Here is a 13,434-nt window from a genome sequence, read left to right as displayed (position 1 = left end):
GCCTTTCGGGTCGGGGAGGCGGGCCGGCCGCCTGCTCGCCGGGCCTCAGCCGCGGTGGACCGAGAAGGCGGACCGGTCGTCATCCTGCCCCGAACGCGCCGTCGCGCACACATCGCAGGCGATGTCGCCACCTCGGACGACGGAGGCGGCGGCGACCCCGAGCATCCGGTCGACGCCGTCGGTGAGGTCGCGTCCCCGGGCCTCGATGACGCCGTCGGAGTAGACGAGCAGCGCGTCGCCACGGTCGAGGCGGCCGGTCGCGCGGGGGAAGTCGACGTCCGGGACGACGCCGAGCAGCGGGCCGTGCAGCCCCTCGAGGACGGTCCACCGGCCGCGGCCGGCGGTGAACAGGGCCGGGGCGGGGTGGCCGGCGTTGCCGATCGAGAAGGCTCCGGTCCGAAGGTCGAGGTCGAGGTGCACGGCGGTCGCGAACCCCTCGTCCCAGCCCTGCCGCACGAGGTAGTCGTTGGCGGCACGCAGGAACCCGTCGGCGGAGACCGACCCGAGCAGGCCGCCGAGCGCGCCGGACAGCAGGAGCGAGCGCACCCCGGCGCCCGTGCCCTTGCCGCTGACGTCGACGAGCGCCACCTGGAGCCGGTCGTGCGCCGGCGAGAGGTTGGCGATGACGAAGTCACCCGAGAAACGGTCGCCGTGCGCCGAGAGGATGCTCGAGGAGGCGTGCCAGCCGGCCGGCAGTGCCGGCACGCGCCCGACCTGGTCGATGCGGTCGCGCAGGTCGGCGAACATCCGGTCGGCGCCGAGCCCCCGGGTGCCGACGAGCGCCCGCGAGCGCGAGATGACGACCGTCTGCGCCATGACGAGCGCGACCGCGACGTACACCCCGACGACGCGCGCGACGCTCAGCTGCGCGAGCGGGCCCCACAGCAGGACGACGGCGCCGGCGGCCGCGAGGACGATGCCGTGCCGCTGCGGCTCGAGGACCAGCCCGGAGACCACGATCAGCGGGAAGACGAACGAGATGGCCACGAGCTCGGGGTCGAAGACGACACCGATGCCGAGCAGCGTCACGACGGTGACGAGGCCCCAGGTCAGGGCGCGCCCCTGGTCGACGCCGGAGAACCGGCCGGCGACCATCCGGTGGCGCGTGACCTCGGGGTCGTGGCGCGGGACGCCGGGGAGCTCGACTCCTGTGGCCATGCTCACCCCCTGCGTCGTCGTCCGGGCAGCGCCACAGTAGGCGATCGCCCTGACACGCGGCGACCGTTGCGGGCGACGCGCCGGTCAGGGGGCGGGCGGCAGGGTCCCGTCCGCCTCGAAGGCCTCGATCATCCGCAGGCGGCGCACGTGCCGCTCCTCGCCGCTGAAGGGGGTCGCGACGAAGGTCCGCACCATGGTGCGCGCCAGCTCGGGGTCGGTCATCCGGGCGCCGATCGAGATGACGCGGGCGTCGTTGTGCTCGCGCGCCAGGCGGGCGAGCTCCTCGTCGTAGCAGAGGGCGGCGCGCAGGCCGGGGACCTTGTTGGCCGCCATCTGCTCGCCGTTGCCCGACCCGCCGAGCACGACCCCGAGCGCCCCGGGGTCGGCCGCGACGGCCTGCGCCGCGCGCAGGACGAAGACCGGGTAGTCGTCGAGCGCGTCGTAGGTGTGCGGGCCGTGGTTGGTCACCTCGTGCCCCTCGGCCTCGAGGAAGGCCGCGAGGTCGTTCAGCATCTCGAAGGCCGCGTGGTCGGCGCCGAGGTGGACGCGGGCCACCGCTCAGCCCTCGGTGTCGAAGATCGGGCCCTGCGTCCGCGAGCGCTTGAGCTCGTAGAAGCCCGGGGTGCGGGCGACGAGGACGCAGCCGTCCCAGAGCAGGCCGGCGGCCTCGCCCTTCGGGGCGGGGGTGACGACCGGGCCGAAGAACGCGACGCCGTCGACGGCGACGACCGGCGTGCCCACGTCGTCGCCGACGAGGTCGATCGCGCGCTGGTGGCTCGCGCGCAGCTCGGCGTCGTGCGCGTCGGAGGTCGCGGCGTCCGCGAGCTCCGCCGGCAGGCCGAGCTCCTCGAGCGCCCCGGCGATGGCGGTGTCGTAGTCCTGCTCCTCGTGGTGGATGCGGCTCCCGATCGCGTCGTAGAGCGGCTTGACGACGTCGTCCCCGTGCGCGGCGCGGGCGGCGACGACGACTCGCACCGGCCCCCAGCCCTTCTCCATCAGCGCGCGGTACTCCTCGGGCAGGTCGCGCCCCTCGTTGAGGACCGACAGGCTCATGACCGACCAGGTGACGTCGACGTCGCGGACCTTCTCGACCTCGCCCATCCAGCGGGAGGTCATCCAGGCCCAGGGGCACAGGGGGTCGAACCAGAACTCGGCGGAGGCGCGGGCGGTGGGGGTGGTCTCGGTGCTCACCCGCGTCATCCTGCCACCGCGACCCCGCCGCCCGGTCCAGAGGTGGCGGCCCGTGACAGGATGGTCCTCGGGGCGCCCGTGGACGGGCGCCCTTCCACGCTTGCGAACGACAGGAGCACCCGTGCCCGGCACGAACCTCACGCGCGACGAGGCAGCGGCCCGATCGGCCCTCGTCTCCGTCGACACCCACGACGTCGTCCTCGACGTGGCGTCGAGCGAGGCGACCTTCCCGACCCGGAGCACCATCCGGTTCACGTGCACGCAGCCCGGCGCCGAGACCTTCCTCGACTTCGTCGGTGCCTCCGTCGAGTCCATCACGGTCAACGGCACCTCGCTGGACTCGGCCACCCACTTCGCCGACAGCCGCATCCGGCTGACCGGCCTCGCCGAGCAGAACGAGGTCGTCGTCGAGGCGACCGGGCGCTTCACGAACACCGGCGAGGGCCTGCACCGCTTCGTCGACCCGGTCGACGAGGAGGTCTACCTCTACACGCAGTTCGAGGTCCCGGACAGCCGCCGGATGTACCCCGTCTTCGAGCAGCCCGACCTCAAGGCGGAGTTCGCCTTCACGGTCACGGCGCCGGCGCACTGGCAGGTCGTCTCCAACTCCCCCACGCCGCAGCCGCAGCCGGCCGGCGAGGGCACCGCGACGTGGGCGTTCGAGCGCACCCCGCGGATCTCCAGCTACATCACGGCGCTCGTCGCCGGCCCGTACGACGTCGTCCGCGACTCCGTCGCCACCCGTGGCGGCGAGGTGCCGCTCGGCATCTTCTGCCGGAAGTCGCTGACGCCCTACCTCGACGCCGACAACCTCTTCGCGCTGACGAAGAAGGGCTTCGCGTTCTTCGAGGAGGAGTTCGACTGCGCGTACCCGTTCGCGAAGTACGACCAGCTGTTCTCGCCGGAGTACAACATGGGCGCGATGGAGAACGCGGGCTGCGTCACCATCGCCGAGGTCTACGTCTTCCGCTCCAAGGTCCCCGACGCGCTCGTCGAGCGCCGCGCCCTCACCGTCCTCCACGAGCTCGCCCACATGTGGTTCGGCGACCTCGTGACGATGCGCTGGTGGGACGACCTGTGGCTCAACGAGTCCTTCGCCGAGTGGGCCTCGACGACGTGCCAGGCCGAGGCCACCGAGTGGGTCGACGCGTGGACGACGTTCGGCACCTACGAGAAGGACTGGGCCTACCGCCAGGACCAGCTCTCGACGACGCACCCGATCGTCGCCGAGATCAACGACCTGCAGGACGTCGAGGTCAACTTCGACGGCATCACCTACGCCAAGGGTGCGTCGGTGCTCAAGCAGCTCGTCGCGTACGTCGGCCGCGACGCGTTCCGCGAGGGCCTGCGCACCTACTTCCGCAAGCACGCGTGGAGCAACACGACGCTCGACGACCTGCTCACCGAGCTCGAGGCCACCTCGGGCCGCGACCTGCGCGCCTGGTCGCGCCTCTGGCTCGAGACCGCCGGCGTCAACACGCTGCGCCCGGTCGTCGACGTCGACGAGTACGGCCGCATCACGTCGGCCGTGGTCGAGCAGACCTTCGCCGAGGGCTACGAGACGCTGCGCCCGCACCGCCTCGGCATCGGCCTCTACGAGGAGCGCGACGGCGAGCTGCACCGCACCGACCTCCTCGAGGTCGACGTCGACGGCGAGCGCACCGAGGTGCCCGCGCTCGTCGGCCGGCAGCAGCCCGACCTGCTCCTGGTCAACGACGACGACCTCGCGTACGCCAAGATCCGGCTCGACGAGCGCTCGCTCGCGACGGCGCTGGCCCACCCCCGGGGCTTCACCTCCTCACTCCCCCGGGCCCTCGTCCTCGCCTCGGCGTGGGACATGACCCGCGACGGCGAGATGGGCGCGCGCCGCTTCGCCGACCTCGTGCTCGCCAGCCTTCCGGGCGAGAGCGACTCGACCCTGCTGCGCACGCTGCTCATGCAGCTGCGCACGGCGGTGCTGTCGTACACGGCTCCCGCGCACCGCGACCCGATGCGTGCCGCGACCCGCGACCGGCTGTGGGAGATCGCCCGCGCCGCTGCTCCCGGCAGCGACGCGCAGCTCCAGCTCGTCACCGCCGCAGCCGGGCTCACCTCCGCCGGCGACGACGCCACGACGCTGCGCGGGCTCTACGAGGGCACCGAGGTGCTCGACGGTCTCGACGTCGACTTCGAGATGCGCTGGACGCTGCTCACCGCGCTGGCCGCGGCCGGGGCGTCGTCCGAGGACGAGGTCGCCGCCGAGCTGCGCCGCGAGGACACCGCGACCGCGCGTGAGCGCGCGGCCCGCACCCTCGCCGCGGTGCCGACGTCCGAGGCCAAGGAGCGCGCCTGGCGCGAGTCGGTCGACGAGACCGGCCGCCCCAACGCGATCGTCGACGCCAGCGGGATGGGCTTCGCCCGCCCCGGCACCCCGGCCGAGCTCCTCGCACCGTTCGTGGAGCGCTACCACGCGATGCTCGACACGGTGCAGCAGAAGGGTTCCCACGCCCTCGTCGAGTCGGTCGTCGCCGGCTTCTACCCGCACCCGCTCGTCGACGCCCACCTGCTGGAGGCCACGCAGGCCTGGCTCGACGGCAACCCCGACGCCCCCGCCGCGCTGCGCCGCCTCGTCGCCGAGAACCGTGACCCGGTGGCGCGCGCCCTCGCCGCCCAGGAGCGCGATGCCCGTGACTGACCTGCTCTCCCTGCTCCACGCCGCCACCCCCACCGTCGAGGAGGTGAGCACCTACTGGGACAAGTTCCAGCAGTGGGCGCTCACGAACGGCGTGAAGATCGTCCTCGTCCTCGTCCTCGGGTTCGTCGCCCGCTGGGCGGCGCACCGGCTCATCGGCCGGGTCGTCGCGACGATGACCTCGCGGACCGCCAGCCGGCTGGCGACGGGCGGCGGGGCGGGGCGGGTCCTCGCCAACGCGACCGGCATCGCCAACGAGCGGCACCGCCAGCGCGTGGAGACGATGGGGTCGCTGCTGCGCAGCATCTCGACCTTCGTGCTGGCGATCATCACGGCGCTGACGGTGATGGCGCTGCTCGGGCTCCCGCTCGGCCCGCTGCTGGCCTCGGCCGGCGTCGGCGGTGTGGCCATCGGCTTCGGGGCCCAGAGCCTGGTCAAGGACTTCCTCTCGGGGATCTTCATGATCCTCGAGGACCAGTACGGGGTCGGTGACGTCATCGACACGGGCGAGGCGATCGGCACGGTCGAGGAGGTCACGCTGCGGGTCACCCGGCTGCGCGACGCCAACGGCGTGACCTGGTACGTCCGCAACGGCGAGGTCATCCGGATCGGCAACCTCTCGCAGGGGTACGCGGCGGCGTGGATCGACATGCCCGTCTCCTACCTCGAGCCGATCGAGAAGGTGCTCGAGGTCGTGCGGCGCACGACCGAGGACTTCGGCAACGACCCGGAGTGGGAGCCGAAGATCACCGAGCCGCCGGCCGTGCTCGGCGTCGACGCGATTACCGGCCAAACGGTCACGGTGCGGGTGCTCGTCAAGTGCCTGCCCGGCGAGAACTTCGGGGTGCAGCGCGAGCTGCGGCTGCGCCTCAAGGACGCGTTCGACGCGGCCGGCATCCAGGGCCCGCCGCTGCCGCCGTTCGCGACGGGGGCGCACTCGTGAGCGTCTACGAGGAGGTCGGGGGCGCGCCGACGTTCGAGCGGCTGGTCCACGCGTTCTACGAGAACGTGCGCGCGGACGAGCCGCTGCGCGCGCTCTATCCCGAGGAGGACCTCGCGGCGGCGGAGCGGCGGCTGCGGATGTTCCTCGAGCAGTACTTCGGCGGGCCGACGACCTACAGCCAGGAGCGCGGCCACCCGCGGCTGAGGATGCGGCACGTGCCGTTCGCGGTGACGCTCGACATGCGCGACCGGTGGATGCGGGCGATGCTCGGCGCGGTCGAGGCGGCCGGCATCCCCGAGCCGCAGGCCGAGCAGATGCGCGACTACTTCCTGCGCGCTGCGCACATGCTCGTCAACACCGACGACGGGCACGGGCACCCGCCCCTCACACCCTGACACCGGAGCCGCGGGGCGACGCGTCCACGAACCTGAGAGCGGCCGGGAGACCTGTACTCCCCCAGCCTCCTGTCAGTCCGGAAGGTTTCCCTTCCACCCCGCAAGGTTTCCCTTCCACCTCGCAACCAAGTCACTGCGCCGGGGAAGGGAAACCTTCCAGCAGCAACTGATTCCTTGCGGAGCGCAAGGTAAACCTCGCATCGACAAGGAGGCTGGGAGAGCACCTACCGCCCGGCCGGACGGGACGGTTCGGCGACCGGGGTGGGGCGGACCTGGGTTCCACCCGGCCCGCCCTGCGAGACACGCCGACCTCGTTTCGCGCCGGCCGCCGCTGTTTGCGAGCATGGGCACGGTGAGCGCGCAGACCTCCCGCAGCCCCCTGACCGCCCCCGGCACGACGGTCCACCCGGCCGACGCCCCCGGCGCCCCGTGGTGGCACGACGCCGTCATCTACCAGGTCTACCCGCGCAGCTGGGCCGACGCCGACGGCGACGGCATCGGCGACCTCCCCGGCATCACCGCGCGCCTGCCCCACCTGCGCGACCTCGGCGTCGACGCCGTGTGGCTCAGCCCCTTCTACGTCTCGCCGATGAACGACGCGGGCTACGACGTCGCCGACTACCGCGACATCGACCCGCTCTTCGGCTCCCTCGAGGACGCCGACCGCCTCCTCGCCACCGCCCACGACCTCGGGCTCAAGGTCCTCGTCGACCTCGTCCCCAACCACACGAGCAGCGAGCACGCCTGGTTCCGCGCAGCCCTCGCCGCCGGCCCCGGCAGCCCCGAGCGCGACCGCTACGTCTTCCGCGACGGCCGCGGCCCGAACGGCGACGAGCCGCCGAACAACTGGCCCAGCGTGTTCGGCGGCAAGGGCTGGACCCGCGTCACCGAGGCCGACGGCACCCCCGGCCAGTGGTACCTGCACATCTTCGACGTGACGCAGCCCGACCTGAACTGGCAGAACCCCGAGGTCCGCGAGGAGCTCGAGTCGATCCTGCGCTTCTGGTGCGACCGGGGCGTCGACGGCTTCCGCGTCGACGTCGCCCACGGCCTGGTCAAGGAGGAGGGCCTTCCCGACTGGCACGGCGCGGTCGGCCTCTACGACGAGGTCCTCACCGAGGACGGCCCGCAGGACGGCGCCGATGCCGACGCCGTCCCCGACGCCGACGGCCCCGTGCTCGACCACACCGGCACCGGCCGCGCCCCGATGTGGGACCAGGACGGCGTCCACGAGATCTACCGTTCCTGGCGCACGGTCCTCGACTCCTACGGCGAGCCCGACCGCATCCTCTGCGCCGAGGCGTGGGTCAAGCCCGAGGAGCGCCTCGCCCTCTACGTCCGCCCCGACGAGATGCACCAGGCGTTCAACTTCGACTTCCTCGAGACGCCGTGGCACGCAGGCGAGCTCGCGGCCGTCATCGAGTCCTCCCTGCGCTCCAACGACGCCGTCGGCGCCCCCACGACGTGGGTCCTCTCCAACCACGACGTCGTCCGCCACGCCTCGCGCCTCGGCCTGCCCCAGGACGGCCCGCGGCCCAACGGCATCGCCGCCGACGACCCCCAGCCCGACGCCGAGCTGGGCCTGCGTCGCGCCCGCGCCGCGACCGCGCTGATGCTCGGCCTGCCCGGCGGCGCGTACCTCTACCAGGGCGAGGAGCTCGGCCTGCCCGAGCACACGACGATGCCCCACGACGTGCGCCAGGACCCGACCTTCCACCACACCAAGGGCGAGGTCGTCGGCCGCGACGGATGCCGCGTCCCGATGCCGTGGACCGCCGACGGCCCGAGCCTCGGCTTCGGCCCGGGTGACCACCCGTGGCTCCCCCAGCCCGAGGCCTACGCCGCGCTGGCGGTGGACCGGCAGGAGGGCGTCGAGGGCTCGACCCTCGAGCTCTACCGGACCCTCCTGCGCCTGCGCCGCGAGCTCGGCCTCGGCGGCAACGCCCTCACCTGGGACGACCTGACCGACGGCGACGTCGTTGCCTACCGCTCCGGCGAGGGCGCCGACGCCGTGCTGGTCGTGACGAACACCGGCGAGGCGCCGGTCCCCCTGCCGGACGGCGAGGTCCTCGTCGCCTCCGGTCCGCTCGAGCACCCGGGGACGCTCCCGGCCGACACGACAGTCTGGCTGCGCCCCACCGCCCGCTGACCGTGCGGGCCGCCGACCACGCCTATCTCTCGGACCTGACGCCCCTGGCGCTGGCCCACCGCGGGGGCTCGCTCCTGCCCGCCAACGTCGGGCTCGAGAACACCCGGGCCGCGTTCGCCCGCGCCGTCGCCCTCGGGTACCGCTACCTCGAGACCGACGTGCACGCCACCCGCGACGGGCAGGTCGTCGCGTTCCACGACACCGTCCTCGACCGCGTGACGGACGCCCGCGGCGCCGTCGCGGACCTGACATGGGACGAGGTCTGCGTGGCGCGCGTCGGCGGCACGGAGCCCGTCCCGCTGCTGGGCGACCTCCTCGAGGCGTTCCCGACCACCCGCTTCAACATCGACGTCAAGGCCGACGCGGCGCTCGAGCCGACCGTCGCCGTCCTGCGCGAGCACGACGCCCTCGACCGGGTCTGCCTCGGGTCGTTCTCGCCGCGCCGCATCCGGGCGCTGCGCCGCGCCCTCGGCCCCCGCGTCGCCACCGCCGCCGGCCAGGTCGGCACCGCCGCGCTGCGCTTCTCTCCCGCCCTGCTCGCCCGGATGCTGCACACGCCGGCGCCGGTCCTGCAGATCCCGGCCGTGCACCACGTCGCCGGCCGGAGCCTCGTCCTCGTGACGCCCGGGCTCGTCCGGCGGGCGCACGACCTCGGCAAGCAGGTGCACGTCTGGTTCCACGACGGCCGTCGCGAGGACGCCGCCGAGTTCCACCGCCTGCTCGACCTCGGGGTCGACGGCCTCGTGGCCGATCGGATCGACGTGCTCGCCGATGTGCTGGCGCAGCGGGGTTCCCCCCTCCTGCCGCAGGCCGGGGGGCTACTGTGACGACGATGCGCACGACGGGGAGCGGCACGACCACGGGTGGGCCGCTCAGTCGGTCCTACCTCGAGGTCACCCTCGCCGTCCTCGCCCTCGTGACGATCGTCGCGTTCGAGTCGATGGCCGTCTCGACCGCGATGCCCGACGTCGCCCGCGAGCTGAACGCCGTGCGCTCCTACGGCTTCGCCTTCTCGGTGATGCTCACCGCGCAGCTCCTCGGCATCGTCCTCGCCGGCGTCTGGACCGACCGGTCCGGTCCGCTGCCCGGCACGTTCGTCGGTCAGGCGCTGCTCGCCGTCGGCGCCGCGACCTGCGGCTGCGCGACCCGCCTCGACGTCTTCCTCGTCGGCCGCGCGCTGACCGGCCTCGGCGGCGGCCTGCTCGTCGTCATGCTCTACGTCATCGCCGGCCGGATCTATCCCGAGGCGATCCGTCCGCGCCTGTTCACGTACATCTCCGCCGCGTGGGTCGTCCCCTCGCTCGCCGGGCCGCCGCTGTCGGCCTGGCTGACCGAGAACATCTCGTGGCGCTGGGTGTTCTGGATCGTCGTCGCCCCCGTCATCGTCACGGGGATCTCGCTGTGGCGCGCCCAGCGCCGCGTCGACGTCAGCCGGCTCCAGGAGGCGGTGTCCAACCGCGACCACGGCACGCACGTCCGCACCGCCTGGGCCGGCCTCGCCGTCGCCCTGGCCGCCGGCGCGCTCCAGGTCGGCACGCACGAGCTCGTCATCACGTGGTCGTGGAAGACGGTGGTCGCCGTCGTCGGGCTCGTCGGCGTCGTCGTCGTCGCGCCGCGCCTGCTGCCGACCGGCACCTTCGTCATGCGCCACGGCGTCCCGAGCGTCGTCCTCGCGCGGGCGCTGCTCTGCGCCGCCTTCTACGGCGGCATCACCTACGTCCCGCTCTTCCTCGCCGGCCAGCGCGGCGCCAGCCTCCAGGTGGCCGGGCTCGCCCTCGCGGTGGGCGCCGTCGGCTGGGCGCTCGGCGCGCTCTACCAGGGCCACGACGCGCTGCACCTGCCGCGCCACCGGCTCATCGAGGTGGGAGGGCTCGTGCTCGCCGTCGGGCTCGGCTGGCTCTCGCTCGTCGCCTGGGTCAACCTGCCGGCGTGGCTCAGCGTCTTCGCGCTGCTGCTCGCCGGCTTCGCGATGGGCACCGGCGTCACGACGACGACCATCCTCGCGCTCGAGCTGAGCCCGGTCGAGGCGCACGGCGAGACCTCGTCGTCCATCCAGCTGTCCGACGTCCTCGGCAGCGTGCTCGGCATCGCGGGCGCGACCGCCGCGTTCGCCGCGGCGCACGACCCCGGCGAGGACAACGCGCTCTTCGGGGCGATCTTCCTCGGGCTGGCGGTCGTCGCCGCGGTGGTCTACCCGACGGGTCAGCGCATCAGGACGTGACCGCCGGCGCAGCTGAGCCGGGTCCACCGGTTCGCGCGCAGCACGCGCACGCTCGACCCGGGCGCGAGGAAGCCGAGCGAGAACGCGGCGAAGGCACCGCCCGCGCGCACACCCTCGACGTCACGCCCCCACACCCGGTCGCGCACGAAGCCGGCGGCCGCCCCGCGCTCGCGGACGGCCGCCCCGACCTCGACGAGACCGCTGCGGGCGGCCTCGGCGAGGGTGTCGGCCGGCAGCTCGCCGGCGGGCTCCCAGCCGGAGCGCGGCGGGGTGACGGCCGACCAGGCGGCGAGCGCCCGCGTCGGGGGCAGCGGGAAGGTCGCGTCGCGGCCGGGCCTCGAGGTCCGGTCGGTCACCGCCCCGAGCGGGACGACGGCGTCGCACGTGGCGGGCTCGGCGAGGGCGAAGGTCCGCAGCCCGAGCACGGCGCCCTCGGAGAGGATGCCGCTGCCCGGCAGCACGCCGACCCACGCGGCGAGGACGTCGCCGGAGGCCTGCAGCCGCATCGCGCCCTGCTCGTCGAGCGAGCGCGCCCGGCCGGCGAAGCGCCCGAGGTCGCCGAGCGCGGCGACGTCGACGAGGTGGAGCACGTCGCTCATCGGCCACCCCACCGGAAGGCCACCGGCTCGCCGACGTGCCCGGCGAGTGCCTCGCGGGCCGCGGCCTCGAGCCGGCGCGGGCGGGCGGTCGCGAAGTCGTAGAGGACGAGACCGGTCTCGGCGACGGCGTAGACGGCCTCGCCGACCGACGCGGGGTCGCGCACGACGTACCCGAGGTCGAACCCGGCGCCGTGGACGCGGGTCACCCACATGTCGACCTCGACGGGCTCGGGCCGGTAGGTCAGCGGGGCGCGGTACTCGATGGAGTGCCGGGAGACGACGATCCCCTCGTCGAGCAGCGTCGGCCGGTCCGGGAACCACTCGCGGAAGCCGATGACGCGGGCGTCCTCGAGCAGGCGGAGGTACTGGACGTTGTTGACGTGCCCGTAGGCGTCCATGTCGGACCAGCGCAGCGGGACCTCGACGACGTAGCGGTCGGCCATGCGGGCCATCCTCGCAGCCACCGCCCGGGAGCGCGGTCCTAGGGTGGCCGGGTGACCGTCCTCCGCCGCACCGCCGCCCTGCTCGACCACCGCCTCGCGACCGCCCAGCGCGAGGGACGGCTGCCCTCGGTCGCGGCCGGGCTGGTCCGCGACGGAGGGCTCGCGTGGAGCGGTGCCGTCGGCACGCTCGACGGCCGGGCGGACGGCGAGCCGGCCGACGCCGACACGCAGTACCGGATGGGCTCGATCACCAAGACCTTCGTCGCCGTCTGCGTGCTGCGGCTGCGCGACGCGGGGCGCCTGGACCTCACCGACCGCTTCGAGCAGCACGTGCCCGGCTCGGCCCTCGGCGGGGTCACCGTCGAGCAGCTGCTGACGCACGCGGCCGGCACCCAGGCGGAGACCGACGGCCCCTGGTGGGAGCGGACGCCCGGGGGCGACTGGGACCACCTCGTGGGTGCCGGTGCCGGGCAGCGCTTCCGGGCCGGCCGCCGCTTCCACTACTCCAACGTCGGCTACGGCGCGCTCGGCCGCCTGCTCGAGGTGGCCCACGGCACCGGCTGGGCCGAGGTCGTGCGCGCCGAGCTCCTCGAGCCGCTCGGGATGACCCGGACGACGACCCGGCCGGACGGCCGCGCCGCGCAGGGGCTGGCCGTCCACCCCTTCGCCGACGTCCTCCTGCGCGAGCCCGAGCACGACGGCGGGGCCATGGCGCCCGCCGGCCAGCTGTGGACGACGGTCGAGGACCTCGCCCGCTGGGCCACGTTCCTCGGCGGCGACACGGCGGGTCTGCTCTCCGCCGACACCCTCGCCGAGATGTGCGAGCCGCACCACGTCGTCGACGAGCCGGGGCAGCCGTGGACCGGCGCGCACGGGCTCGGCTGGCAGGTCTGGAACGTCGACGGCGTCCGGTACGCCGGCCACGGTGGCTCGATGCCGGGCTTCCTCGCTGGGCTGAGGGTGCGGCTCGACGGCGGCGACGGCGTCGTCACGCTGACCAACACCACCGCGTCCCCGGCGCTCAAGGGCCTCGGGGACGACCTGCTCGAGGTGCTGCGCACCGAGGAGCCGCCGTCCGTCGAGCCCTGGTCGGCCGACGGGGACCCGGCGCTGCTCGAGCTCGTCGGGACGTGGCACTGGGGCGCGTCGACGACGACGGCGAAGGTCGTCGGCGAGCACCTCGTCCTCGGCGAGCCCGGGCAGGGCCGCGGGTCACGCTTCGCGCCGGTCGGGGCCGACGCCTGGGTCGGGCTCGACGGGTATCACACCGGTGAGCCGCTGCGGGTCGTGCGCCGCGCGGACGGCACCGTCTCGCACCTCGACCTGGCGTCGTTCCGCTTCTCGCGCACCCCCTACGCGCCCGACAGCGACGTGCCCGGCGGCGTCGACGAACTCGGCTGGCACTGACCGCCGCCCCACCCGCACCCCGACCCGCCCCCAACCCCTCCAGTCCCACGCGTATCGGGTGACCCGATACGGCCGCGCTCCACCCGAGTTCGGTACCCCCGCGAAGCGCACCCTTCCCGGGTCAAGCCCGCCCGCACGAGTGCCGCCGCCACGCCGATCCCCACTCGCCCCACGCGTATCGGGTGACCCGATACGGCCGCGCTCCACCCGAGTTCGGTACCCCCGCGAAGCGCACCCTTCCCCAGCGAGGCCGGGTC

General features: G+C 74.1%; 12 protein-coding genes. 7 read left to right on the top strand and 5 right to left on the bottom strand.

The annotated features are described in order from the left end of the window. Positions 1-45: 45 nt before the first annotated feature. The 3 genes from LG324_RS09035 to LG324_RS09025 form a co-directional block, all read right to left on the bottom strand. Positions 46-1,158: a PP2C family protein-serine/threonine phosphatase gene (locus LG324_RS09035; RefSeq protein WP_404353003.1), complete on the bottom strand. Its 1,113-nt coding sequence runs from the start codon at positions 1,156-1,158 to the stop codon at positions 46-48. 84 nt (positions 1,159-1,242) lie between these two features. Further along, complete coding sequence (locus LG324_RS09030; protein WP_404353002.1) at positions 1,243-1,713, bottom strand: ribose-5-phosphate isomerase; 471 nt, start codon at positions 1,711-1,713, stop codon at positions 1,243-1,245. A 3-nt stretch (positions 1,714-1,716) separates the two neighbouring features. Next, complete coding sequence (locus LG324_RS09025) at positions 1,717-2,358, bottom strand: DsbA family protein (protein WP_084696640.1); 642 nt, start codon at positions 2,356-2,358, stop codon at positions 1,717-1,719. A 112-nt stretch (positions 2,359-2,470) separates the two neighbouring features. Here LG324_RS09025 and pepN point away from each other — a divergent pair, with 112 nt between their 5' ends. From pepN to LG324_RS08995, 6 genes are all read left to right on the top strand, one after another. Continuing rightward, positions 2,471-5,023: an aminopeptidase N gene (pepN, locus tag LG324_RS09020; protein WP_404353001.1), complete on the top strand. Its 2,553-nt coding sequence runs from the start codon at positions 2,471-2,473 to the stop codon at positions 5,021-5,023. Then, entirely contained in the window at positions 5,010-5,963 is a 954-nt protein-coding gene (locus LG324_RS09015; RefSeq protein ID WP_084696641.1) for a mechanosensitive ion channel family protein, read from the top strand. Before pepN ends, LG324_RS09015 begins: the two co-directional genes overlap by 14 nt. Further along, positions 5,960-6,358 carry a globin gene (locus LG324_RS09010; protein WP_030527435.1) on the top strand — a complete coding sequence of 133 codons (399 nt, stop codon included), beginning with the start codon at positions 5,960-5,962 and terminating at the stop codon, positions 6,356-6,358. The genes LG324_RS09015 and LG324_RS09010 overlap by 4 nt, the downstream gene beginning before the upstream one ends. 343 nt (positions 6,359-6,701) lie before the next feature. Further along, on the top strand, positions 6,702-8,507 hold the full coding sequence (locus LG324_RS09005) for an alpha-amylase family glycosyl hydrolase (protein ID WP_404353000.1): 1,806 nt from the start codon (positions 6,702-6,704) through the stop codon (positions 8,505-8,507). A gap of 2 nt (positions 8,508-8,509) precedes the next feature. Further along, positions 8,510-9,334: a glycerophosphodiester phosphodiesterase family protein gene (locus LG324_RS09000; RefSeq protein ID WP_404352999.1), complete on the top strand. Its 825-nt coding sequence runs from the start codon at positions 8,510-8,512 to the stop codon at positions 9,332-9,334. A gap of 5 nt (positions 9,335-9,339) precedes the next feature. Next, entirely contained in the window at positions 9,340-10,728 is a 1,389-nt protein-coding gene (locus LG324_RS08995; RefSeq protein ID WP_157577402.1) for an MFS transporter, read from the top strand. On the opposite strand, the gene LG324_RS08990 is transcribed toward LG324_RS08995, so the two are convergent. Then, complete coding sequence (locus LG324_RS08990; RefSeq protein ID WP_207022793.1) at positions 10,710-11,327, bottom strand: hypothetical protein; 618 nt, start codon at positions 11,325-11,327, stop codon at positions 10,710-10,712. The genes LG324_RS08995 and LG324_RS08990 overlap by 19 nt on opposite strands. Continuing rightward, a complete protein-coding gene (locus tag LG324_RS08985) occupies positions 11,324-11,770 on the bottom strand; it encodes an acyl-CoA thioesterase (RefSeq protein ID WP_404352998.1) in 447 nt (148 codons plus the stop codon). The genes LG324_RS08990 and LG324_RS08985 overlap by 4 nt, the downstream gene beginning before the upstream one ends. Before the next feature lie 51 nt (positions 11,771-11,821). Between LG324_RS08985 and LG324_RS08980 the strand changes: the two genes are divergently transcribed. Further along, positions 11,822-13,177: a serine hydrolase domain-containing protein gene (locus LG324_RS08980; protein WP_404352997.1), complete on the top strand. Its 1,356-nt coding sequence runs from the start codon at positions 11,822-11,824 to the stop codon at positions 13,175-13,177. Positions 13,178-13,434 lie beyond the last annotated feature (257 nt).

The sequence above is a fragment of the Phycicoccus jejuensis genome, assembly GCF_044797865.1.
In the GTDB taxonomy this organism is placed as follows: Bacteria; Actinomycetota; Actinomycetes; order Actinomycetales; family Dermatophilaceae; genus Phycicoccus; species Phycicoccus jejuensis.
This window is presented reverse-complemented; position numbering and strand designations above follow the sequence as displayed.